Annotated in this window: 25 protein-coding genes; all 25 read left to right on the forward strand. The window is 41.9% G+C overall.

Features of this window, described 5'->3' with window-relative positions; all coding sequences use genetic code 11:
- The first annotated feature begins 9 nt into the window (after positions 1 to 9).
- The 25 genes from cheY to proS all read left to right on the forward strand — a co-directional run bounded on the left by cheY (position 10) and on the right by proS (position 23,200).
- Positions 10 to 372, forward strand: coding sequence for a chemotaxis protein CheY (cheY, locus tag NSU05_RS08640; RefSeq protein ID WP_014476812.1), 363 nt, complete (start codon positions 10 to 12; stop codon positions 370 to 372).
- Between the two features lie 14 nt (positions 373 to 386).
- Complete coding sequence (gene fliZ, locus NSU05_RS08645; protein ID WP_003231958.1) at positions 387 to 1,046, forward strand: flagella biosynthesis regulatory protein FliZ; 660 nt, start codon at positions 387 to 389, stop codon at positions 1,044 to 1,046.
- Entirely contained in the window at positions 1,039 to 1,704 is a 666-nt protein-coding gene (gene fliP, locus NSU05_RS08650; protein ID WP_003245692.1) for a flagellar type III secretion system pore protein FliP, read from the forward strand. The genes fliZ and fliP overlap by 8 nt, the downstream gene beginning before the upstream one ends.
- A 14-nt stretch (positions 1,705 to 1,718) precedes the next feature.
- Entirely contained in the window at positions 1,719 to 1,988 is a 270-nt protein-coding gene (fliQ, locus tag NSU05_RS08655) for a flagellar biosynthesis protein FliQ (RefSeq protein WP_003220888.1), read from the forward strand.
- Between the two features lie 7 nt (positions 1,989 to 1,995).
- Entirely contained in the window at positions 1,996 to 2,775 is a 780-nt protein-coding gene (gene fliR, locus NSU05_RS08660) for a flagellar biosynthetic protein FliR (protein ID WP_038428958.1), read from the forward strand.
- Complete coding sequence (gene flhB, locus NSU05_RS08665) at positions 2,775 to 3,857, forward strand: flagellar biosynthesis protein FlhB (RefSeq protein ID WP_003231949.1); 1,083 nt, start codon at positions 2,775 to 2,777, stop codon at positions 3,855 to 3,857. The genes fliR and flhB overlap by 1 nt, the downstream gene beginning before the upstream one ends.
- 32 nt (positions 3,858 to 3,889) lie before the next feature.
- Entirely contained in the window at positions 3,890 to 5,923 is a 2,034-nt protein-coding gene (gene flhA, locus NSU05_RS08670; RefSeq protein WP_003231947.1) for a flagellar biosynthesis protein FlhA, read from the forward strand.
- Positions 5,923 to 7,023: a flagellar biosynthesis protein FlhF gene (flhF, locus tag NSU05_RS08675; RefSeq protein ID WP_038428960.1), complete on the forward strand. Its 1,101-nt coding sequence runs from the start codon at positions 5,923 to 5,925 to the stop codon at positions 7,021 to 7,023. The genes flhA and flhF overlap by 1 nt, the downstream gene beginning before the upstream one ends.
- Positions 7,014 to 7,910, forward strand: coding sequence for a flagellum location/number ATPase FlhG (gene flhG / locus NSU05_RS08680; RefSeq protein ID WP_082098077.1), 897 nt, complete (start codon positions 7,014 to 7,016; stop codon positions 7,908 to 7,910). Before flhF ends, flhG begins: the two co-directional genes overlap by 10 nt.
- 1 nt (position 7,911) lies before the next feature.
- Positions 7,912 to 8,985, forward strand: a complete 1,074-nt coding sequence (cheB, locus tag NSU05_RS08685; protein WP_038428963.1) for a protein-glutamate O-methylesterase CheB — start codon at positions 7,912 to 7,914, stop codon at positions 8,983 to 8,985.
- Positions 8,986 to 8,990: 5 nt separating this feature from the next.
- Positions 8,991 to 11,009, forward strand: coding sequence for a chemotaxis protein CheA (gene cheA, locus NSU05_RS08690; RefSeq protein ID WP_015483230.1), 2,019 nt, complete (start codon positions 8,991 to 8,993; stop codon positions 11,007 to 11,009).
- Between the two features lie 21 nt (positions 11,010 to 11,030).
- Positions 11,031 to 11,501, forward strand: coding sequence for a chemotaxis protein CheW (cheW, locus tag NSU05_RS08695; protein WP_003231938.1), 471 nt, complete (start codon positions 11,031 to 11,033; stop codon positions 11,499 to 11,501).
- An 18-nt stretch (positions 11,502 to 11,519) separates the two neighbouring features.
- The gene (gene cheC, locus NSU05_RS08700) at positions 11,520 to 12,149 is read left to right on the forward strand and encodes a CheY-P phosphatase CheC (RefSeq protein ID WP_003231935.1); all 630 of its coding nucleotides are present in this window, start codon (positions 11,520 to 11,522) and stop codon (positions 12,147 to 12,149) included.
- Positions 12,146 to 12,646: a chemoreceptor glutamine deamidase CheD gene (cheD, locus tag NSU05_RS08705; protein WP_003244852.1), complete on the forward strand. Its 501-nt coding sequence runs from the start codon at positions 12,146 to 12,148 to the stop codon at positions 12,644 to 12,646. The genes cheC and cheD overlap by 4 nt, the downstream gene beginning before the upstream one ends.
- 22 nt (positions 12,647 to 12,668) lie before the next feature.
- The gene (sigD, locus tag NSU05_RS08710; protein ID WP_003220911.1) at positions 12,669 to 13,433 is read left to right on the forward strand and encodes an RNA polymerase sigma-28 factor SigD; all 765 of its coding nucleotides are present in this window, start codon (positions 12,669 to 12,671) and stop codon (positions 13,431 to 13,433) included.
- 28 nt (positions 13,434 to 13,461) lie between these two features.
- Positions 13,462 to 13,965 carry a swarming motility protein SwrB gene (gene swrB / locus NSU05_RS08715; RefSeq protein ID WP_015252089.1) on the forward strand — a complete coding sequence of 168 codons (504 nt, stop codon included), beginning with the start codon at positions 13,462 to 13,464 and terminating at the stop codon, positions 13,963 to 13,965.
- A gap of 143 nt (positions 13,966 to 14,108) precedes the next feature.
- Positions 14,109 to 14,849, forward strand: a complete 741-nt coding sequence (gene rpsB, locus NSU05_RS08720) for a 30S ribosomal protein S2 (RefSeq protein ID WP_003220918.1) — start codon at positions 14,109 to 14,111, stop codon at positions 14,847 to 14,849.
- 101 nt (positions 14,850 to 14,950) lie between these two features.
- Entirely contained in the window at positions 14,951 to 15,832 is an 882-nt protein-coding gene (gene tsf, locus NSU05_RS08725) for a translation elongation factor Ts (protein WP_003231929.1), read from the forward strand.
- Between the two features lie 145 nt (positions 15,833 to 15,977).
- The gene (pyrH, locus tag NSU05_RS08730) at positions 15,978 to 16,700 is read left to right on the forward strand and encodes a UMP kinase (protein WP_003220923.1); all 723 of its coding nucleotides are present in this window, start codon (positions 15,978 to 15,980) and stop codon (positions 16,698 to 16,700) included.
- 1 nt (position 16,701) lies between these two features.
- Entirely contained in the window at positions 16,702 to 17,259 is a 558-nt protein-coding gene (gene frr / locus NSU05_RS08735; protein WP_003231927.1) for a ribosome recycling factor, read from the forward strand.
- 130 nt (positions 17,260 to 17,389) lie between these two features.
- Positions 17,390 to 18,172 carry an isoprenyl transferase gene (locus tag NSU05_RS08740; RefSeq protein WP_003231925.1) on the forward strand — a complete coding sequence of 261 codons (783 nt, stop codon included), beginning with the start codon at positions 17,390 to 17,392 and terminating at the stop codon, positions 18,170 to 18,172.
- Positions 18,173 to 18,175: 3 nt separating this feature from the next.
- A complete protein-coding gene (cdsA, locus tag NSU05_RS08745; RefSeq protein ID WP_015252087.1) occupies positions 18,176 to 18,985 on the forward strand; it encodes a phosphatidate cytidylyltransferase in 810 nt (269 codons plus the stop codon).
- A gap of 61 nt (positions 18,986 to 19,046) precedes the next feature.
- Complete coding sequence (dxr, locus tag NSU05_RS08750; protein WP_038428965.1) at positions 19,047 to 20,198, forward strand: 1-deoxy-D-xylulose-5-phosphate reductoisomerase; 1,152 nt, start codon at positions 19,047 to 19,049, stop codon at positions 20,196 to 20,198.
- Between the two features lie 6 nt (positions 20,199 to 20,204).
- On the forward strand, positions 20,205 to 21,473 hold the full coding sequence (rseP, locus tag NSU05_RS08755; protein WP_010886508.1) for an RIP metalloprotease RseP: 1,269 nt from the start codon (positions 20,205 to 20,207) through the stop codon (positions 21,471 to 21,473).
- Positions 21,474 to 21,505: 32 nt separating this feature from the next.
- Positions 21,506 to 23,200, forward strand: coding sequence for a proline--tRNA ligase (gene proS / locus NSU05_RS08760; protein ID WP_003231918.1), 1,695 nt, complete (start codon positions 21,506 to 21,508; stop codon positions 23,198 to 23,200).
- The last annotated feature ends 105 nt before the right edge of the window (positions 23,201 to 23,305 follow it).

Below are 23,305 nucleotides of genomic sequence, written 5' to 3' on the forward strand. Positions count from 1 at the left end.
AGATAGATTATGGCACATAGAATTTTAATTGTAGATGACGCAGCATTTATGCGAATGATGATTAAAGATATTTTGGTTAAAAATGGTTTTGAAGTTGTGGCGGAAGCTGAAAATGGAGCACAAGCGGTAGAGAAATATAAAGAGCATTCACCTGACCTTGTTACTATGGATATCACGATGCCAGAAATGGATGGTATTACAGCATTAAAAGAAATTAAACAAATTGATGCGCAGGCAAGAATCATCATGTGTTCTGCTATGGGACAGCAATCAATGGTTATTGATGCCATTCAGGCTGGCGCTAAGGATTTCATTGTGAAACCTTTCCAAGCTGACCGGGTGCTTGAAGCAATCAACAAAACATTAAGTTAAAGGGTGTACGACTGTTGAAAAAGAGTCAATATTTTATCGTTTTTATTTGTTTTTTCGTTTTATTCAGTGTACATCCGATTGCTGCTGCCGCGGCAGACTCTGATAATTCAACTGTAAACGAATGGTTTCAAAAGAAAGATGAAAAAACTGCAGATCAATCAGAGCAAAAGAAAGAGAAAACAACAAAAACTGCTGATGAGACGGAGGGAGCGGCTGCTCCTTCTGTCTCAGCTTTTGATTTTGTAAAGATGATTTTCGCTTTACTGTTTGTTATCGTGCTGATTTACGGGCTGGTTAAGCTCATGAACAAAAGAAATCGGCTCCTAAAGCCTTTTCAATATGTTGAAAATATTGGCGGCACATCGGTCGGCCAGAACAGATCCATACAATTGATCAAGGTCGGGAAAAGTGTGCTCGTCGTCGGAGTAGGAGAGACGATCCAGTTGCTGAAAGAAATTGAGGATGAAAAAGAGATTGAAGTCATTCTCAGTCAGCATGAAGAGGCAATGTCAAGCAAAATAGAGTGGCAAAAGTTTGTGAAGCCGCTTAAGAGTTCTGAACATCAGCCGCAGCAAAAACTGCCTTCATTTTCAAAAGCATTAAAAGAGCAACTTGAAGAGTTAAAACAAAACCGTTCTGAAGGAAAGAAGAAAGGCCCACGTCATCATGAATGAGTTTATAAATATTTTCAGTTCAAGCGATCCGGAAAACGTAAGTTCAACTGTTAAATTACTATTATTGTTAACTGTATTTTCAGTGGCGCCTGGAATATTGATTCTTATGACTTGTTTTACTCGCATCGTCATTGTTCTGTCATTTGTCAGAACTTCACTTGCGACGCAATCTATGCCCCCAAACCAGGTTCTAATCGGGCTTGCGCTGTTTTTAACATTTTTTATTATGGCTCCCACTTTTTCAGAAATTAATAAAGAAGCGCTGACCCCATTAATGGACAACAAAATCAGCTTGGATGAAGCGTATACGAAAGCTGAGGAACCGATAAAAGAATTTATGAGTAAACACACGAGGCAGAAGGATCTGGCGCTGTTTATGAATTACGCGAAAATGGATAAACCTGAATCATTAAAGGATATTCCGTTAACAACAATGGTTCCGGCTTTTGCCATATCGGAGCTTAAAACAGCATTTCAAATAGGTTTTATGATTTTTATCCCTTTTTTAATTATAGATATGGTAGTGGCGAGCGTCTTGATGTCAATGGGAATGATGATGCTGCCTCCAGTTATGATTTCTCTGCCCTTTAAAATATTACTTTTTGTTTTGGTAGACGGCTGGTATTTAATTGTGAAATCTTTGCTTCAGAGCTTTTAGGGTAGGTGCTAAACGTGAGTTCAGAATTTGTAATTTCTATGGCGGAAAAAGCCGTATACGTAACGCTGATGATCAGCGGGCCATTATTGGCTATTGCTTTACTGGTCGGTTTAATTGTCAGCATATTTCAGGCGACAACTCAAATCCAGGAACAGACTTTGGCGTTTATTCCGAAAATCGTGGCGGTTCTCCTGGCTCTCATTTTTTTTGGTCCGTGGATGCTGTCGACGATTCTTTCATTTACAACAGAGCTGTTTTCTAATTTAAATCGTTTTGCAGGGTAATGTAGAGATGAATTCAATTATTGACTTATTTCCTGCTTTTTTATTGGTTTTTATTAGAATCTCTGCTTTTTTTGTAACGATTCCGCTATTTGGACATCGAAATGTGCCAGCTGTTCATCGCATAGGTTTTGCTTTTTTTCTTGCGGTCATTTGTTTCAGCACCATTGATAAACCGCCCTCTTTGGAGATAGATGAGCACTATATGCTTTTGGCGTTTAAAGAAGCTTTGGTCGGCCTATGTCTGGGTTTAATTGCTTATATGATGATTGCCGCAGTGCAGATTGCCGGCTCGTTTATTGATTTTCAAATGGGATTTTCAATAGCAAACGTTATTGATCCGCAAACCGGTGCACAAAGTCCGTTGATTGGCCAGTTTATCTATACGATGGCACTTTTGTTTATGCTGAGTGTCAATGCCCACCATTTGTTGCTGGATGGTATTTACTACAGCTTTCAGTATATTTCAGTTGATCAGGCATTTCCGAATTTCGGCGATGAAAAGTTTGCCTATTTTATTGCGAAAAGCTTTAATGCAATGTTTATTATCGCTTTTCAAATGTCAGCGCCGGTTGTGGCCAGCTTGTTTCTAGTTGATTTAGCATTAGGTATCGTGGCTCGAACTGTTCCGCAGTTAAATGTATTTGTGGTCGGTCTGCCTTTAAAGGTCGCTGTCAGTTTCATCATGCTCATTGTATGTATGTCCGTTATCTTCGTCGTTGTCCGGAATGTTTTCAGCTTAACGATTGAAACGATGCGGAATCTTTTAGCATTGGTCGGTGTTTCTTAATGAAGCTTAGAGTTGACCTGCAGTTTTTTGCGGGAGAGAAGACAGAAAAAGCCACTCCGAAAAAACGGAAGGATACGCGAAAAAAGGGGCAGGTAGCCAAAAGCTCGGATGTCAATACTGCCGTTTCTTTACTGGTAATATTCCTTTCGCTTATTGCAATTGGTCCGTATATGAGAGACAGGCTGCTGTCATTCATAGAAACATTTTATACCGAATCGCTCACAATGAAGCTCTCAGAATCAAATGTGCATACATTGTTTGTCAGCTTATTAAAGGATATGGGCATGATACTCGCACCGATCTTGCTTGTTGCTCTTGTTGCAGGAGTCGTAAGCAACTATATGCAGGTTGGGTTCTTATTTTCTGCTGAAGTGATACAGCCTAAGCTTGAAAAACTGGATCCGATCAAAGGCTTTAAACGAATATACAGTATGAGGGCGATTGTGGAGCTGATTAAATCAATTTTGAAAATCGTAGTCGTTGGTTTTGCGGCTTTTGCTGTGCTTTGGCTGCATTATGGAGAAATTCTCCGGCTTCCTCTCCTGACACCCGAAGAGGCACTTTCTTTTGTTTCAAAACTCACTTTGTGGATGGGACTGAGCGGTGCAGGTGCATTGTTGATTCTTGCGGGTCTCGACTATTTATATCAGAGGTTTGACTATGAGAAAAATATCAAAATGTCAAAACAAGATATAAAAGATGAGTACAAAAAATCTGAAGGGGACCCGATTATCAAGTCTAAAATTAAACAAAGACAGCGGGAAATGGCGATGAGGCGGATGATGCAGGAAGTTCCAAAAGCAGATGTCATTATCACAAACCCGACTCACTATGCGATTGCTTTGAAATATGATGAAGAAAAAATGGACGCACCTTATATTGTTGCAAAAGGCGTCGACCACCTTGCGTTAAAAATCAGGAAAATTGCTAAAGAGCATGATGTCATGATGGTAGAAAACAGACCGCTTGCCCGTGCGTTATATGATCAAGTGGAAATTGACCAGGCAGTGCCGGAAGAATTTTTTAAAGTTTTAGCAGAAATTCTGGCTTACGTATATAAAACAAAACAAAAAGTATATTGAATTTTTCGATTTAAAAGGAGAGAAAAAACAGCATGTCAACAAGAGATTTATCCGTTTTAATAAGTGTTGTCCTCATTGTGGCGATGCTGGTGATTCCATTTCCTCCATGGCTGTTAAGTATTTTGATCATTATTAATATTTCTCTTGCGTTGATCGTGCTTCTCACCACAATGAATATGCAGGAAGCGCTTCAGTTTTCGATTTTTCCGTCACTGTTGCTGCTTTTGACCCTATTTCGTTTGGGCTTGAACGTCTCAACTACCCGTTCAATTCTTTCACACGGTGAAGGAGGTAAAGTCGTCGAGACTTTCGGAAATTTCGTTGTCGGCGGAAATGTATTAGTTGGACTCGTTGTATTTATCATCCTTATTATTATTCAGTTTATCGTCATTACAAAAGGTGCTGAACGTGTTTCCGAGGTTGCAGCAAGGTTTACGCTGGACGCAATGCCTGGGAAGCAGATGAGTATTGATGCTGATTTAAACGCAGGGATGATTACCGAACAGGAAGCGAAGCATCGCCGCGAAAAAGTGGCAAGAGAAGCAGACTTTTATGGAGCAATGGACGGTGCCAGTAAATTTGTAAAAGGTGACGCCATTGCCGGAATCATCATTGTGATGATCAATATTATTTTCGGAATCGTGATCGGGATGCTTCAGCAGGGCATGTCCATTCAAGAGGCTGCTTCACACTTTACGATGCTGACTGTAGGGGATGGAATTGTTTCGCAAATCCCGGCACTGTTAATTTCTACGGCTACGGGTATTGTGGTCACAAGAGCTGCCTCTGAAGGAAACTTAGGGCATGACATTACAGGCCAGCTGTTTGCGTATCCAAAGCTTTTATACGTCGCAGCAGCTACGATCATGCTTTTAGGTATTTTCACTCCGATCGGCATCCTTCTGACGGGGCCGCTTGCGGGATTGCTTGCTTTTGGCGCATATACACTATCTAAATCAGGTAAGGAAAAAGAAGAAGTGGATGAGATTCTTGAGGAAGAGGCTGAGGTGGACGAGCTTAAAAGCCCTGAAAGTGTTGTTCAGCTTCTGCATATAGATCCGATAGAATTTGAGTTTGGATATGGCCTGATACCGCTTGCTGATGCCAATCAAGGCGGTGATTTATTAGACCGAATTGTTATGATACGCCGTCAGTTGGCTTTGGAACTCGGGCTTGTCATTCCTGTCGTGCGAATCAGAGATAATATAGCGTTGCAGCCTAATGAATACCGATTGAAAATTAAAGGAAACGAAGTAGCAAAAGGCGAGCTGTTGCTTGATCATTATTTAGCGATGTCGCCTACTCCTGAGGACGATCTCATTGAAGGGATTGAAACAGTGGAGCCTTCATTCGGACTGCCGGCTAAATGGATTAGCGAAGCGGTAAAGGATGAAGCCGACATGCTTGGTTATACAGTAGTTGATCCTGCATCAGTCGTTTCAACGCATATTACGGAGAAAATTAAGCAGCATGCCCACGAATTGATCGGAAGGCAGGAGACAAAACAGCTGATCGATCACTTGAAAGAATCGTATCCAGTCCTGGTTGAAGAGGTTACGCCGAATCCATTGTCTGTCGGTGATATTCAGAAAGTGCTTGCTAAGCTTTTAAAAGAAAAAGTTTCAATTCGAAACTTAGTAACGATTTTTGAAACACTTGCTGACTATGGGAAATTAACAACAGATTCTGATCTCTTGACAGAGTATACAAGACAAGCGCTTGCTAAACAAATTACAGCCCAGTTTGCCAAAGAAAATGAAGTGTTGAAGGTTGTTACTTGTTCCGGCCGTGTAGAAAAAGCAATAGCAGACGGTGTGCAGCAGACGGAACACGGGAACTATTTATCACTTGAACCAGATATTTCAGAAAGTATAGTGCGCTCTGTCGCTAAAGAAGCTGAACAGCTCTCATTACGTCAGGAAACCGCGATTCTTCTTTGTTCGCCGCCTGTCAGAATGTATGTGAAGCAGCTTCTGGAACGGTACTTCCCTGATCTTCCGGTACTCTCTTATAACGAACTTGAGGCGAATGTTGAGGTACAAAGCATTGGAGTGGTGGATATTTAATGAAAATAAAAAAATTTACTGCTGCTTCAATGCAAGAAGCGGCACTTCTCATCAGAAAAGAGTTAGGTAATGAAGCGGTCATATTAAATTCGAAAAAAATTAAAAAGCGAAAATGGTTTGGCCTCGTCAACAAGCCTGCTGTTGAAGTAATCGCCGTATTGGATCAGGACTTTCTTGAGAAAAAAACGCCTCAGAAGGCAGCTGAACCGAAACAAACATTAAAAACTCCGGTCAGCAGTCCGAAAATAGAGGAGAGAACATATCCCCCTCAAATTCCGGCGCAACAGGAGCTAGGTGATTTTTCAGCATATCAATCTGTACTTCCTGAGCCGCTGCGAAAAGCAGAAAAGCTTTTGCACGAAACAGGGATCAAAGAGTCTACGAAAACGAACACTCTGAAAAAATTGCTTCGCTTCTCTGTTGAAGCAGGCGGCTTGACTGAAGAAAATGTTGTCGGCAAACTTCAGGAAATACTATGCGATATGCTGCCCTCAGCAGACAAGTGGCAGGAGCCAATTCATTCAAAATATATCGTTCTCTTTGGTTCAACAGGGGCTGGTAAAACAACTACACTGGCTAAACTCGCAGCCATATCTATGCTTGAAAAACATAAAAAAATCGCTTTTATTACAACAGATACGTATCGTATTGCAGCTGTTGAACAGTTGAAAACATACGCTGAACTGCTGCAGGCTCCTCTGGAAGTTTGCTATACAAAAGAAGAATTTCAGCAGGCGAAGGAGCTATTTTCTGAGTATGATCATGTGTTTGTTGATACAGCTGGAAGAAACTTCAAGGACCCGCAATACATTGATGAACTGAAAGAAACGATTCCTTTTGAGAGTAGCATTCAGTCATTTCTTGTTTTATCCGCGACTGCAAAATATGAAGATATGAAGCATATTGTCAAACGGTTTTCATCCGTCCCTGTCAATCAGTATATTTTTACGAAAATAGATGAAACGACTTCCTTAGGTTCTGTATTTAATATACTGGCAGAATCAAAAATAGGTGTCGGGTTTATGACAAACGGACAGAATGTGCCTGAGGATATACAGACTGTATCTCCACTTGGTTTTGTGAGGATGCTGTGCAGATGAACAGATATGACCAAGCAGCAACTTTACGGGCGAAAATGGAAAAACGTGAGCGCGTTCTGCCAATGGTTTATTCACAAAAAGCGAAGACACTTGCTGTCATTAGCGGCAAGGGCGGTGTCGGAAAATCCAATATTACCTTAAATATGGCACTTGCGCTGCAGGATAAAGGTAAGAAGGTGCTGCTCATCGACCTTGATATCGGGATGGGAAACATTGATATATTAATGGGAAATTCATCGTCTGCCACGATAATTGATGTTTTAACCGATCGTAAGCCTTTGCTCCAGTCATTATCCATTGGCCCAAAGGGTTTGCGGTATATATCAGGGGGAACCGGTCTTGATGTGATGTTTCAGCTCGATCAGAGAAAATGGACGTTTTTTGCCAATGAACTTTCTCATGCATTAAGCCAGTTCGATTATGTGCTGTTTGATATGGGAGCGGGCTTATCAAAAGATCAACTGCCTTTTATTTTATCAGCAGAAGATATTTTGATTATAACAACTCCCGAGCCGACGGCCATTATGGACGCATACAGCGCTGTCAAGCACTTGGTTTTGACAGAAAATAAGCTTTCAATGAAGGTGGCTGTCAATCGGTGCCGTGACCAAAAGGAAGGGCTTGACGCTTTTGCCCGCCTCTCCCGTACAATTCATATGTTTTTAGATGTTCAGGTTCAGTTTGCCGGCTCCGTTTCTGACGATGTGATCGTGAGCAAAGCGGTTGTCGAGCAGGTTCCTTTTTTCATAAAAAGCCCTCAGGCAAAAGCCAGCCGGTCAGTCCGTATTTTAGCGGACGCCTTGTTTGAAAGAGAAGAAACGAGACACAAAGAAGACAAACAGACATTTATTGAGAAATTATCTTCTTTTTTAATGAGGAGGGCTTAATTTGATTCGTGTGCTTGTAGTTGATGATTCAGCTTTTATGAGAAAAATGATAAGTGATTTTCTGACCGAGGAAAAGCAGATAGAAGTAATCGGAACTGCGAGAAACGGAGAAGAAGCGCTTAAGAAGATTGAATTATTAAAACCGGATGTTATTACTCTTGATGTTGAAATGCCGGTCATGAATGGGACAGATACGCTCCGCAAAATTATTGAGATTTATAACTTGCCGGTCATTATGGTGTCGAGCCAGACCGAGAAAGGTAAAGAATGCACAATTAATTGTTTGGAGATCGGTGCCTTTGATTTTATCACAAAGCCATCAGGCTCAATATCTCTGGATTTATACAAAATTAAAGAACAATTAGTTGAGCGTGTCGTCGCGGCAGGACTTTCCGGCAAGCGGATACGTCCTGTTTCCCAGACAGTTCGGCCCGAACCTATTGTGCGTGCTGTCGTTAAGCCTGAATTAAGCAAACCGAAACCTGGCACGGGCAGACAAATTGTGTGTATCGGCACATCAACAGGCGGTCCACGGGCGTTACAAAAGGTGATACCGAAGCTCCCTAAGGATTTGAACGCACCAGTGGTTGTCGTTCAGCACATGCCTGAAGGGTTTACTGCTTCTTTGGCTGATCGGCTGAATCATTTATCTGACATTCAGGTAAAAGAAGCAAAAGATGGTGAAGCAGCTCTTAACGGCTGTGTTTACATAGCACCGGGCGGAAAAAACATATCCGTTATTAAAAACAGCGAAGGACTTCAGATTGTGCTTGATAACCATGACACACCAAGCCGTCATAAACCATCTGCTGATTATTTATTCCGTTCTGTCGGGAAACTGACAGATTATGAAAAAGTAGCGGTTATCATGACCGGAATGGGCAGTGACGGCACTGCTGGGCTAAAGGACATGCTAACAGCCGGCAATGTGAAAGCCATTGCGGAGTCTGAAGAATCTTGTGTCGTATACGGGATGCCAAAAGCTGCTGTTAAAGCGGGTCTCATTCATGAGATTAAACATGTGGAAGATATCGCAGCATCCATCACAAGCTGTGTGAAAAAAGAGAGGGTGTGATTCAAATGGATATGAATCAGTATTTAGATGTCTTTATTGATGAGAGTAAAGAACATTTACAAACATGTAATGAAAAGCTTCTTCTTTTAGAGAAAGACCCGACTGATCTTCAGCTCGTACATGATATATTCAGGGCTGCCCATACATTAAAAGGAATGAGCGCAACGATGGGCTACACGGATTTAGCACATCTTACCCATCTGCTTGAAAACGTGCTGGATGCAATCCGAAACGGAGACATGGCAGTCACCTCAGACTGGCTGGATATTTTGTTTGAAGCTCTGGATCACCTGGAAGCAATGGTTCAGTCTATTATTGATGGCGGGGATGGTAAAAGAGATATCTCAGAAGTGAGTGCCAAGCTTGATGTGAATGGTGCGCACGCTGAATCCGCTGCCTCCGCGGAACCTGCAGAAGCCCAGAGTTCAGCATCTGATTGGGAATATGATGAATTTGAACGTACAGTTATACAAGAAGCGGAGGAGCAAGGCTTCAAACGATATGAAATCAAGATTTCTCTGAACGAAAACTGTATGTTAAAAGCAGTTCGTGTCTATATGGTGTTTGAAAAACTAAATGAAGTCGGAGAAGTAGCCAAAACAATTCCAAGTGCTGAAGTGCTTGAAACAGAAGATTTTGGAACTGACTTTCAAGTTTGTTTCTTAACACATCAATCAGCGGAAGACATTGAACAATTAATCAATGGCGTGTCGGAAATTGAGCATGTTGAAGTCATTCAAGGGGCTCCTTTAACATCAGCTGAAAAGCCTGAAGAATCTAAGCAAGAAGATTCACCAGCAGCAGCTGTACCTGCGAAGCAGGAGAAACAAAAACAGCCTGCTAAAAACGATGAACAGGCGAAGCATTCAGCCGGCGGATCTAAAACAATTCGTGTCAACATTGACAGGCTTGATTCTTTAATGAACTTATTTGAAGAGCTTGTCATTGACCGCGGGCGTCTCGAGCAGATTGCGAAAGAGCTTGAGCATAATGAACTGACTGAAACGGTTGAACGAATGACGAGAATTTCCGGAGATTTGCAATCGATTATTCTGAATATGAGAATGGTCCCGGTTGAAACTGTTTTTAACAGATTCCCGAGAATGATTCGCCAGCTTCAGAAAGAGCTGAATAAAAAAATTGAACTCTCGATCATCGGTGCGGAAACTGAACTGGATCGTACAGTAATTGATGAAATCGGAGATCCACTCGTTCACTTGATCAGAAACAGTATTGACCATGGTATCGAGGCGCCGGAAACACGTTTGCAAAAGGGAAAACCGGAATCAGGAAAAGTTGTGCTTAAAGCTTATCACAGCGGCAACCATGTCTTTATCGAAGTAGAGGATGACGGCGCAGGCCTTAATCGAAAAAAAATTCTGGAAAAAGCGCTTGAGCGCGGGGTCATAACGGAAAAAGAAGCTGAAACCTTAGAAGACAACCAAATTTACGAATTGATTTTTGCTCCGGGGTTCTCAACTGCTGACCAAATTTCTGATATTTCCGGCCGCGGTGTAGGACTTGACGTTGTAAAAAACAAACTGGAGTCTCTTGGCGGTTCAGTCAGTGTGAAATCAGCCGAGGGTCAAGGCTCTCTATTCAGCATCCAGCTGCCGCTTACCTTGTCTATTATTTCAGTTCTGCTGATTAAGTTGGAAGAAGAGACATTTGCCATTCCGATTTCTTCAATCATTGAGACAGCAGTTATTGACAGAAAAGACATTTTGCAAACGCATGACCGTGAAGTGATTGACTTTAGAGGGCATATTGTCCCTGTCGTTTATTTAAAAGAAGAGTTTAAAATAGAAGATACAAGAAAAGATGCGGAACAGCTCCATATCATTGTCGTGAAAAAAGGCGACAAACCTACTGCATTTGTGGTGGACTCCTTTATTGGCCAGCAGGAAGTTGTGCTGAAATCACTCGGAGATTATTTAACAAACGTCTTTGCAATTTCCGGAGCTACTATTTTAGGAGACGGAGAAGTAGCGCTCATTATTGATTGTAATGCACTGATTATTTAACCATTCGAGGAGGTGTCTCACATGACTGCAGAAATTAAAACAGGCGAAAAAATGATAGTCTTTATGGTAAATGGCAAAGAATATGCCATTTCCGTCACTCAGGTGAAATCAATTGAAAAATGGCAAAAGCCAACGAGGGTACCTGGCGTCGAACCATATATTTGCGGGGTAATCAATTTACGCGGGGTGGTGACTCCGGTTATTGATTTAAGAAAACGCCTGAATTTGCCAGAGTATGAAATTACAGATGAAACACGAATTATCATTATTGCTTATCGTGATATTGAAGTCGGCTGGATTGTGGATGAAGCGAATGATGTGATTACCGTACACGAAAGTGAAATAGAATCTGCTCCAGAAGGCGTTCAGAAAGATACGGATGTGTCGATCGAACAGATTGTGAAACAAGAGAACAGACTCTTAAATATTATTGATGCGAACGCGGTTTTGGATAAAGAATCATCTCAGTCCGCTGTGCCCGATCAAGCTTAATCTTAAAGGGGTTATGACATGAGTATTTTTAATGGAATCAAAGAAGAGCAGATGGACATTTTGCGGGAAGTCGGCAATATAGGCGCCGGCCACTCCGCCTCTGCAATGGCCCAGCTGTTAAATAGAAAGATAGATATGGAAGTCCCATTTGCAAAGCTGCTGTCTTTTGATGAGCTTGTTGATTTTTTCGGCGGCGCCGATGTCCCGGTTGCCAGCATCTTTTTAAGAATGGAAGGCGATTTAACGGGTTCAATGTTCTTTATAATGCCTTTTTTTCAGGCGGAGCAGTTTATCAGAGAGCTGATTGGAAACCCCGATTTTGACATAGAGGACTTAGGTGAAGACCACATGAGCTCATCCGCTTTGCATGAACTGGGCAATATTTTAGCGGGGTCATATTTAACAGCTTTGGCGGATTTGACGAAACTCCAGCTCTATCCAAGTGTTCCTGAAGTCTCTTTGGACATGTTCGGAGCAGTGATCAGCGAAGGGCTGATGGAGCTCAGTCAGGTTGGAGAACACGCCATTGTTGTCGACACGTCAATTTTTGACCAAAGCCATCAGCAGGAGCTGAAAGCGCATATGTTTATGCTGCCGGACTATGATTCATTTGAAAAGCTCTTTGTCGCCTTAGGTGCATCATTATGAGTACAACTGAGGCTGTTGTTATAAAGGTTGGGATTGCTGACGTGAAGATCGCCCGCTTCCCGGATACCATCCGGACCTCTGGTTTGGGCTCATGTGTGGGGCTGGTGCTTTATGATAAAGAAAAGCAAACGGCGGGTCTTGTTCATGTCATGCTTCCGGATTCGACGTTATCGAAAACTGCCGAGCTCAACCGGGCTAAGTACGCTGACACCGCCGTACAGACCACGATTGATATGCTGATAGAAGCGGGATGCCGGAAATTTGCATTAAAAGCAAAGCTGGCCGGCGGATCAGAGATGTTTAAATTTAAATCGACAAATGATTTGATGAAGATCGGACCGAGAAATGTATTAGCGATAAAAGAACAGCTGTCTTTATTTAATATTCCTATTATTAGTGAAGATACGGGCGGCTCAAGCGGCCGGACGATAGAATTTGAACCGAAGTCCTGCATGCTGCATATTCGAACTGTTAAACAAGGTGAAAAAACGATTTAATTAAGGTATTAGGGGGATAACAATGCAATCCTTGAATTATGAAGATCAGGTGCTTTGGACGCGCTGGAAAGAGTGGAAAGATCCTAAAGCCGGTGACGACTTAATGCGCCGTTACATGCCGCTTGTCACATATCATGTAGGCAGAATTTCTGTCGGACTGCCGAAATCAGTGCATAAAGACGATCTTATGAGCCTTGGTATGCTTGGTTTATATGATGCCCTTGAAAAATTTGACCCCAGCCGGGACTTAAAATTTGATACCTACGCCTCGTTTAGAATTCGCGGCGCAATCATAGACGGGCTTCGTAAAGAAGATTGGCTGCCCAGAACCTCGCGCGAAAAAACAAAAAAGGTTGAAGCAGCAATTGAAAAGCTTGAACAGCGGTATCTTCGGAATGTATCGCCCGCGGAAATTGCAGAGGAACTCGGAATGACGGTACAGGATGTCGTGTCAACAATGAATGAAGGTTTTTTTGCAAATCTGCTGTCAATTGATGAAAAGCTCCATGATCAAGATGATGGGGAAAACATTCAAGTCATGATCAGAGATGACAAAAATGTTCCGCCTGAAGAAAAGATTATGAAGGATGAACTGATTGCACAGCTTGCGGAAAAAATTCACGAACTCTCTGAAAAAGAACAGCTGGTTGTGAGTTTGTTCTACAAAGAGGAGTTGACACTGACAGAAATCGGACAAGTATTAAATCTTTCTACGTCCCGCATATCTCAGATCCATTCAAAGGCATTATTTAAATTAAAGAATCTGCTGGAAAAAGTGATACAATAATGAATTTCATGGTTAGCGAGTGAAAAACATGTCAACACTATTATGGCTTTTAAGCTTTACGCTCCACGGCGTTCTTCTGTACGCTGTCATTATCCTGTATACGAGGCTCGCTGCAGTGAAAGAAACAGAAAAACAGCAAAAACAGATACTTGAAGAGACGGAAAACACCTTGGCGGCATTTCTGCTTGAATTAAAAGAAGAAAATGAGAAACTGATAGAAAATAAAGCTTCATCTGCAAGTCAATCAGATGAAGAATCCCAAAAGCCAGGCCTTCAGCACTCTGAAACATATCAAGAGCGGGATCCAGTTCAAGAGGCAGAGAATCTTCCTGAACATATTGAAGGTCTGATTACAGAGGTTGACCGTCGGGAAGAGATCGTAAACAGTGAGGTCCAATCATTTGAAGACCAGGTCATAGAATTATATGAACAGGGATATTCGGCAAGTCAAATTGCCCAGAAAATGAAGAGCGGAAAGACAGAAATCGAGCTATTTTTAAAATTTCGCTCCAAAGGTGTAAAGGATTCTTGATTGTCGGATAAAGCTGTGTTATATTATGTCTTGGTGTTAAATACACACGCTTAACGATTTATGCAGAGGGTGCTGCAGGCGGCAGTTCTGCACAAAAATGACCTAAGCGGAGGAAAAAAACCATTATATTAGGAGGAAATAACATGTCAGTCATTTCTATGAAGCAATTGCTTGAAGCTGGTGTTCACTTCGGTCACCAAACACGCCGTTGGAACCCCAAAATGAAGCGTTACATTTTCACGGAGCGTAACGGAATCTACATCATTGACCTTCAAAAAACAGTCAAAAAAGTAGAGGAAGCTTACAACTTCACTAAAAATCTTGCTGCTGAAGGCGGAAAAATCCTTTTCGTCGGAACAAAAAAACAAGCTCAAGATTCTGTTAAAGAAGAAGCTCAACGCTCTGGCATGTACTATGTCAACCAACGCTGGTTGGGCGGTACATTAACAAACTTTGAAACAATCCAAAAACGTATTAAACGTCTTAAAGACATTGAAAAAATGCAAGAAAACGGTACGTTTGATGTACTTCCTAAAAAAGAAGTCGTTCAATTGAAAAAAGAATTAGAGCGTCTTGAAAAATTCCTAGGCGGAATTAAAGATATGAAGGATCTTCCTGATGCATTATTCATCATCGATCCTCGCAAAGAGCGCATCGCTGTTGCGGAAGCTCGCAAATTAAACATCCCTATCATCGGTATCGTAGATACTAACTGTGATCCAGATGAAATCGATGTTGTTATCCCAGCGAACGATGACGCTATCCGTGCTGTTAAACTTCTAACTTCTAAAATGGCAGATGCAATCTTAGAAGCGAAGCAAGGCGAAGAAGAAGCGGAAGTTGCTGAAGAAACTGCACCAGAAACAGAAACAACAACTGCGTAACCTATTCAAAAGGTGATAAGAGGGACTGCCTTTTATCACCTTTTTTCAAGAAAAATGTGTAATATACATACTCTTGTTTAAACATATAAGGAGGAATACAAATGGCAATTACTGCACAGCAAGTAAAAGAACTGCGTGAAAAAACTGGCGCGGGCATGATGGATTGTAAAAAAGCGTTAACTGAAACTGACGGAGATATGGACAAAGCAATTGACCTTTTAAGAGAAAAAGGAATTGCAAAAGCAGCGAAAAAAGCTGACCGTATCGCAGCAGAAGGTTCTACTCTTATTAAAACTGACGGCAACAAAGGCGTTATCCTAGAAGTAAACTCTGAAACTGATTTCGTTGCGAAAAACGAAGGTTTTAAAGAGCTTCTTAACACTTTAGCTGACCACCTTCTTGCAAACACGCCAGCTGATGTTGAAGAAGCAATGGGCCAAAAAATGGAAAATGGCTCAACTGTTGAAGAGTACATCACAAGCGCAGTTGCTAAAATCGGTGAGAAAATCACTCTTCGCCGCTTTACAGTTCTTACAAAAGACGACAGCTCTGCATTCGGTGCGTACCTTCACATGGGCGGCCGCATCGGTGTATTAACTGTTCTCAACGGTACAACTGATGAAGAAACTGCGAAAGATATCGCAATGCACGTTGCTGCAGTTAACCCTCGTTACATTTCTCGTGATCAAGTATCTGAAGAAGAAACAAATCATGAGCGTCAAATCTTAACTCAGCAAGCCCTCCAAGAAGGCAAACCTGAAAACATCGTAGCGAAAATGGTTGAAGGCCGTCTGAACAAATTCTTCGAAGAAATTTGTCTATTAGACCAAGCGTTCGTTAAAAACCCAGATGAAAAAGTGAAACAAGTTATTGCAGCGAAAAACGCTACTGTTCAAACTTTTGTCCGCTATGAAGTTGGAGAAGGCATCGAAAAACGTCAAGAAAACTTTGCTGAAGAAGTAATGAACCAAGTGAAAAAATAATGGTGAAAAGATTTCGCGGCTAAGTCGCGTCTTTTCAGGCAGTATAGGGGACACATTTTGTGTTCCCTATTTTTAAAACTATATTTACAAACCTTTTTTTCTCTTGCATAATAGAAAACGGCAATGTTTACACTTGGAGGTTATCATGGAAAAACCAAAATACAAACGTATCGTATTAAAGCTTAGCGGGGAAGCATTGGCAGGAGAACAGGGAAATGGAATTAACCCGACTGTCATTCAATCCATTGCAAAGCAAGTGAAGGAAATCGCTGAGCTTGAAGTCGAAGTGGCTGTTGTTGTAGGCGGCGGCAACTTATGGCGCGGAAAAACAGGAAGTGACCTGGGCATGGACCGCGCGACTGCTGACTATATGGGAATGCTGGCGACAGTAATGAATTCGCTTGCTCTTCAAGACAGCTTGGAAACACTCGGAATCCAGTCCAGAGTGCAAACATCCATTGAAATGAGACAAGTTGCTGAACCGTACATAAGAAGAAAAGCGATACGCCACTTAGAGAAAAAACGTGTCGTTATTTTCGCTGCGGGCACAGGAAACCCATATTTCTCAACTGATACGACAGCTGCACTGCGGGCTGCTGAAATTGAGGCAGACGTTATTTTAATGGCTAAAAATAACGTTGACGGTGTGTATAATGCTGATCCTAGAAAAGATGAATCAGCTGTTAAGTATGAATCACTTTCTTATCTTGACGTTCTTAAAGACGGCCTGGAAGTCATGGATTCAACAGCTTCCTCTTTATGCATGGACAATGACATTCCGCTTATCGTCTTTTCTATTATGGAAGAAGGAAATATCAAACGTGCCGTTATCGGTGAATCAATCGGAACGATCGTGAGGGGGAAATAACGTGTCAAAAGAAGTATTAACTCAAACAAAAGAAAAAATGGAAAAAGCAATTGCTGCTTATCAGCGCGAATTGGCTACTGTACGCGCAGGCCGTGCAAATCCATCATTATTAGATAAAGTAACGGTTGAATATTACGGAGCGCAGACACCTTTAAATCAGTTGTCTTCTATTAACGTGCCTGAAGCTCGTATGCTCGTTATCACACCATACGATAAAACAGCAATCGGCGATATCGAAAAAGCGATTTTAAAAGCTGATTTAGGTCTTACACCAACAAGTGACGGCAATATGATTCGAATTGCAATTCCGGCACTAACAGAAGAGAGACGGAAAGAATTAGTGAAAGTTGTAAAAAAATATGCTGAAGAAGCAAAAGTAGCTGTTCGTAACGTTCGCCGTGATGCTAACGATGATCTCAAAAAACTTGAGAAAAACGGAGACATTACTGAGGATGAACTGCGTGCTTCCACTGAAGACGTTCAAAAACTGACAGATGAATATGTGTCAAAAATTGACAGTGTCACAAAAGACAAAGAAAAAGAAATCATGGAAGTTTAATGAAAAACTATGTACAATAGATAATAGTGAAAAGACCCTCTCATGTTTACAGGGGGTTTTTTTGTTAATACTGTTGATTACATTGATTATCAGCAGGGAATGTAACCTTTTTGGGTGACGGAGGAATCTCATGCTCAACATACTCAAAAATTGGAAGAATCAGCAAACTGCGGCTTCCAACTTAGAACGTTATACAAAAGAAGACATACTTAAGGGAGAAATTCCCGAACACATCGCCATTATCATGGATGGAAATGGCCGTTGGGCTAAAAAACGCTCTCTTCCCAGAATTGCAGGCCACCATGAAGGGATGAAGGTGGTAAAAAGGACCACGAAGCTCGCAAACGAATTAGGTGTCAAAGTACTGACATTGTATGCATTTTCAACAGAAAACTGGAAAAGACCGAAAATGGAGGTCGATTTTTTAATGAAGCTTCCGGAAGAATTTTTGAATACGTATCTTCCAGAGCTTGTTGAGGAAAATGTACAGGTTCGGATCATTGGGGATGAAACGGCTTTGCCGGCGCACACATTACGTGCGATTGAAAAAGCTGTACAGGACACGGCGCAAAACGACGGAATGATCCTTAATTTTGCTCTTAACTATGGAGGCCGTACTGAAATTGTCAGTGCTGCAAAATCACTCGCGGAAAAAGTGAAGGAAGGCTCTTTGAATATTGAAGACATTGATGAATCGCTTTTTTCTACTTATTTGATGACTGAATCTTTGCAGGATCCTGAACTTTTAATTCGAACGAGCGGCGAGATAAGGCTGAGTAATTTTATGCTATGGCAGGTTGCCTACAGTGAATTTGTCTTTACTGACGTCTTGTGGCCTGACTTTAAAGAAGATCACTTCTTGCAGGCGTTAGGAGAGTTTCAGCAGAGAGGCCGGAGGTTTGGCGGAATTTAGAGGATGGTGGACATGAAACAAAGAATTTTGACAGGTGTTCTGGCAGCAATTGTATTTTTATTTTTGGTTATTGTCGGGAAATTGCCGTTCACCATATTAATTTATGCTATGAGCAGTGTGGCGCTTTTTGAACTTTTACGGATGAAAAAGCTGAAGCTGGTTTCACTGCCTGGTTTGATCGGTCTTTTATTATTGTGGATGTTCTTATTGCCAAGCCAGTATTCGTTTTTTGAAGCGGACGGGATTTCCAAAATGGAAATAGCTTTATTTGCGGTACTGCTATTGCTGACTTACACAGTGTTGGTCAAGAACACCTTTACTTTTGATGAAGTCGGGTTTATTACGCTTGCAGCAATTTACATCGGAATGTGTTTTCATTATTTTATCGAAATCAGAAATCTTGACCAATACGGATTAACATACATTTTTTATGCGTGTGTTGTCATTTGGTCCACCGATTCCGGTGCCTATTTTGTCGGTAAATCGCTTGGGAAGCGGAAACTGTGGCCTGAAATCAGTCCGAATAAAACAGTGGAAGGGTTTGCAGGCGGAATTGTCATCGCACTTGTATTGGCGACGATTTTTCAGCTTGTTGCACAACTTCCGATCCCGTATATCTATCTGCTGTTGATCACGCTGTTTTTGTCTGTTTTTGGACAACTGGGAGATTTAGTGGAATCCGCCTTGAAAAGACATTACGATGTAAAGGATTCTGGGAATATTCTTCCCGGGCATGGCGGTATATTAGACCGTTTTGACAGTTTCTTGTTTGTCATGCCTTTCTTGTACTTTCTGCTTGCCCTTTTTTCATAAAAAAGTCTAATATGAATATGAGACTGATCATGCAGCAATAAGAATAGGAGTAGTGGCAACTTTGAAAAATATTTGTCTTTTAGGAGCAACAGGATCAATCGGCGAACAGACTCTTGATGTACTGCGTGCACATCAAGACCAATTTCAGCTGGTATCTATGTCGTTTGGCAGAAATATTGATAAGGCCGTTCCAATGATTGAGGTCTTTCAGCCGAAGTTTGTCTCTGTCGGTGATCTGGATACATATCATAAATTAAAACAAATGTCTTTTTCTTTTGAATGCCAAATCGGGCTGGGAGAAGAAGGACTGATAGAAGCAGTAGTGATGGAGGAGGTTGACATTGTTGTCAACGCTTTGCTTGGAAGCGTCGGTCTTATCCCGACATTAAAGGCAATTGAACAGAAAAAAACAATTGCGCTTGCAAATAAGGAAACTCTTGTCACTGCAGGGCATATAGTAAAAGAACATGCTAAGAAATATGATGTTCCGCTGCTGCCTGTTGACAGTGAGCATTCAGCCATTTTTCAAGCTCTTCAAGGCGAACAGGCTAAAAACATTGAACGCCTCATCATTACGGCATCCGGCGGAAGTTTTCGGGACAAGACGCGGGAGGAGCTCGAATCAGTAACAGTTGAAGATGCATTAAAACATCCAAACTGGTCAATGGGTGCAAAAATTACAATTGATTCGGCTACAATGATGAATAAGGGATTAGAGGTGATCGAGGCACACTGGCTTTTCGATATACCTTATGAACAAATTGATGTGGTTTTACATAAGGAGAGCATCATCCATTCAATGGTTGAGTTCCATGATAAAAGTGTGATCGCACAGCTCGGAACTCCGGATATGAGAGTCCCCATTCAATATGCGCTCACTTATCCTGACCGATTGCCATTACCAGATGCGAAAAGGCTTGAATTATGGGAAATCGGCAGCCTTCATTTTGAGAAAGCTGATTTTGACAGGTTCCGATGCTTACAATTTGCTTTTGAATCAGGTAAAATAGGAGGAACAATGCCGACAGTGCTAAATGCGGCAAACGAAGTAGCTGTCGCTGCCTTTTTAGCTGGCAAGATACCGTTTTTGGCTATTGAAGGCTGTATCGAAAAGGCACTAACCCGCCATCAATTACTGAAAAAACCGAGCCTGGCGGACATTCAAGAAGTGGACAAAGATACCCGGGGATACGTCAATTCAATACTCACATAAGGTGGTATGTTCGTGAATACAGTTATAGCGTTTATCATTATTTTCGGAACGCTCGTTTTCTTCCATGAACTGGGCCATTTATTGCTAGCCCAAAGAGCGGGAATTCTCTGCCGTGAATTTGCGATCGGCTTCGGTCCAAAGATTTTTTCTTTCAAAAAAAATGAAACAGTTTATACGATCAGGCTGCTTCCGGTCGGCGGATTTGTTCGTATGGCCGGCGAAGATCCGGAAATGATTGAGGTGAAACCCGGATACACGGTCGGGCTTCTGTTTAATAAGGAAGATCAAGTTGAGAAAGTCATCATCAATCAAAAGGAAAAATATCCGGATGCATTAGTCATTGAAGTGGAAACAGCGGATCTAGAGCATGACATGAAGATCACCGGTTATGAACAGGGGAAAGAGGACGAACTTTCCAGCTTTACTGTCAGCGAAACATCCTTTTTTATTGTAGACGGAGAAGAAGTGCAGATTGCGCCGTATAATCGCCAATTTGGTTCCAAACCTGTATGGCAGCGGATTAAAGCAATTGCTGCAGGGCCGATTATGAACTTTATTTTAGCTTACGTCATTTTAGTGATGCTTGGGCTGATTCAAGGCGTACCGTCAAATGAACCTATGCTCGGGCAGCTGACAGACAATGGACGGGCGGCTGAAGCAGGGCTAAAAGAAGGGGATTATATCCAAAGCATTAACGGAGAGAAAATGAGGTCTTGGACTGACATTGTCTCCGCTGTAAAAGAAAACCCGGAGAAAGAAATGGACGTTGCAGTAAAAAGAGATAACAAAACGCTTCATATTTCGGTGACTCCGGAAGCTGTTAAAGATGAGAACAAAAAAACAATCGGACGTTTCGGTTCCTATGCGCCGACTGAAAAAGGCGTACTCTCAGCGGTTGCTTACGGCGCGACATCAACAGTTGATGTCACCAAAGCCATTTTAACCAATCTGAGCAAATTAGTAACAGGCCAATTTAAACTCGATATGCTGTCAGGTCCTGTCGGCATATATGACATGACAGACCAAGTGGCGAAAACAGGGATAGTGAACTTATTTCAGTTTGCGGCGTTTTTAAGCATTAACCTTGGGATTGTCAACCTGCTTCCGATTCCGGCACTTGACGGAGGAAGACTGTTGTTTCTATTTATTGAAGCGATTCGGGGCAAACCGATTAACAGGGAAAAAGAAGCATTTGTTGTGTTTATCGGCGTAGCTTTCTTAATGCTTCTTATGCTGGTTGTCACATGGAACGATATCCAGCGGCTGTTTTTGTAAACGAAAAGTAAATCAATCAGAGGTGCGAAGAAATGAGACAAAGCTTGACGCTTATTCCTACGCTCCGTGAAGTTCCAGCTGATGCCGAAGCAAAAAGTCATCAGCTTCTTCTGAGAGCAGGATTTATCAGACAGAATACGAGCGGGGTATACAGCTATATGCCTCTTGCGTATAAGGTGATTCAAAACATTCAGCAGATTGTTCGAGAGGAAATGGAGAAAATTGATGCCGTAGAAATGCTCATGCCCGCATTGCAGCAGGCAGAGACATGGCAGGAATCAGGCAGATGGTATACGTATGGTCCCGAACTGATGAGACTAAAAGACCGTCATGGCCGTGAATTTGCTTTAGGGGCAACGCATGAAGAGGTTATCACTTCGCTTGTTCGCGATGAGGTTAAATCTTATAAGCGTCTCCCTCTGACTCTTTATCAAATTCAGTCTAAGTTCAGAGATGAAAAACGTCCTCGCTTCGGTTTGTTAAGAGGCCGCGAATTTATTATGAAGGATGCGTACTCTTTCCATGCATCTGCAGAGAGCCTGGATGAAACGTATCAAAAAATGTACGAGGCCTATTCTAATATTTTTGCCCGCTGCGGCATTAATGTAAGACCTGTTATCGCTGATTCAGGCGCAATGGGAGGAAAGGATACGCACGAATTTATGGCACTTTCTGCGATCGGAGAGGATACGATTGCGTATTCTGATGAATCACAGTACGCGGCTAATATCGAGATGGCTGAAGTTCTTCACCAGGAAGTTCCTTCAGATGAAGAGCCTAAAGCTCTAGAGAAGGTTCATACGCCTAACGTGAAAACAATCGAAGAACTGACTGCGTTCTTACAGGTTTCGGCTGAAGCGTGCATTAAGTCAGTATTGTTTAAAGCTGATGACCGTTTTGTCTTAGTGCTTGTAAGAGGGGATCATGAAGTTAACGATATTAAAGTGAAAAACTTGCTTCATGCAGAAGTTGTAGAGCTTGCTACACATGAAGAGGTCATTCAGCAGCTCGGAACAGAGCCAGGCTTTGTAGGCCCTGTCGGTATTCATCAGGATGTGGAAGTATATGCCGATCAAGCTGTGAAAGCAATGGTTAATGCTGTTGCCGGGGCAAATGAAGGAGATCATCATTATAAAAATGTCAATGTGAATCGTGACGCGCAAATTAAAGAATTTGCTGATCTTCGTTTTATTAAAGAAGGTGATCCTTCACCAGACGGCAAGGGAACGATCCGTTTTGCTGAGGGAATCGAAGTCGGACAAGTCTTTAAGCTCGGAACACGCTATTCAGAAGCGATGAATGCGACATATTTAGATGAAAACGGACGCGCGCAGCCAATGCTGATGGGCTGTTACGGAATCGGTGTGTCAAGAACGCTTTCTGCTATTGCTGAACAGCATCACGACGAAAAAGGCTTAATATGGCCAAAAAGCGTTGCGCCGTACGATCTTCATATTCTTGCTTTGAACATGAAAAACGATGGGCAAAGAGAGCTTGCTGAAAAGCTGTATGCCGATTTAAAAGCGGAAGGCTATGAAGTGCTCTATGATGACCGTGCTGAGCGTGCCGGCGTAAAATTCGCTGATTCAGATTTAATCGGCCTTCCAATCCGCATCACTGTCGGAAAACGAGCTGACGAAGGAATCGTCGAAGTGAAAATTCGTCAAACTGGTGAGTCAACTGAGATTTCAGTAGACGAATTATCTGCGTTTATCAGCAAGCAGTAATCACCATAACGATTTATCAAAAAACATGTTAAAATAGAAATAATAGAAGGTACCTCATTGCCTGAGGTACCTTCACTTATGATGTTTTTAGGGAGGGATACTGTC

Source organism: Bacillus sp. EU52 (genome assembly GCF_037964975.1).
Lineage (GTDB): Bacteria > Bacillota > Bacilli > Bacillales > Bacillaceae > Bacillus > Bacillus subtilis.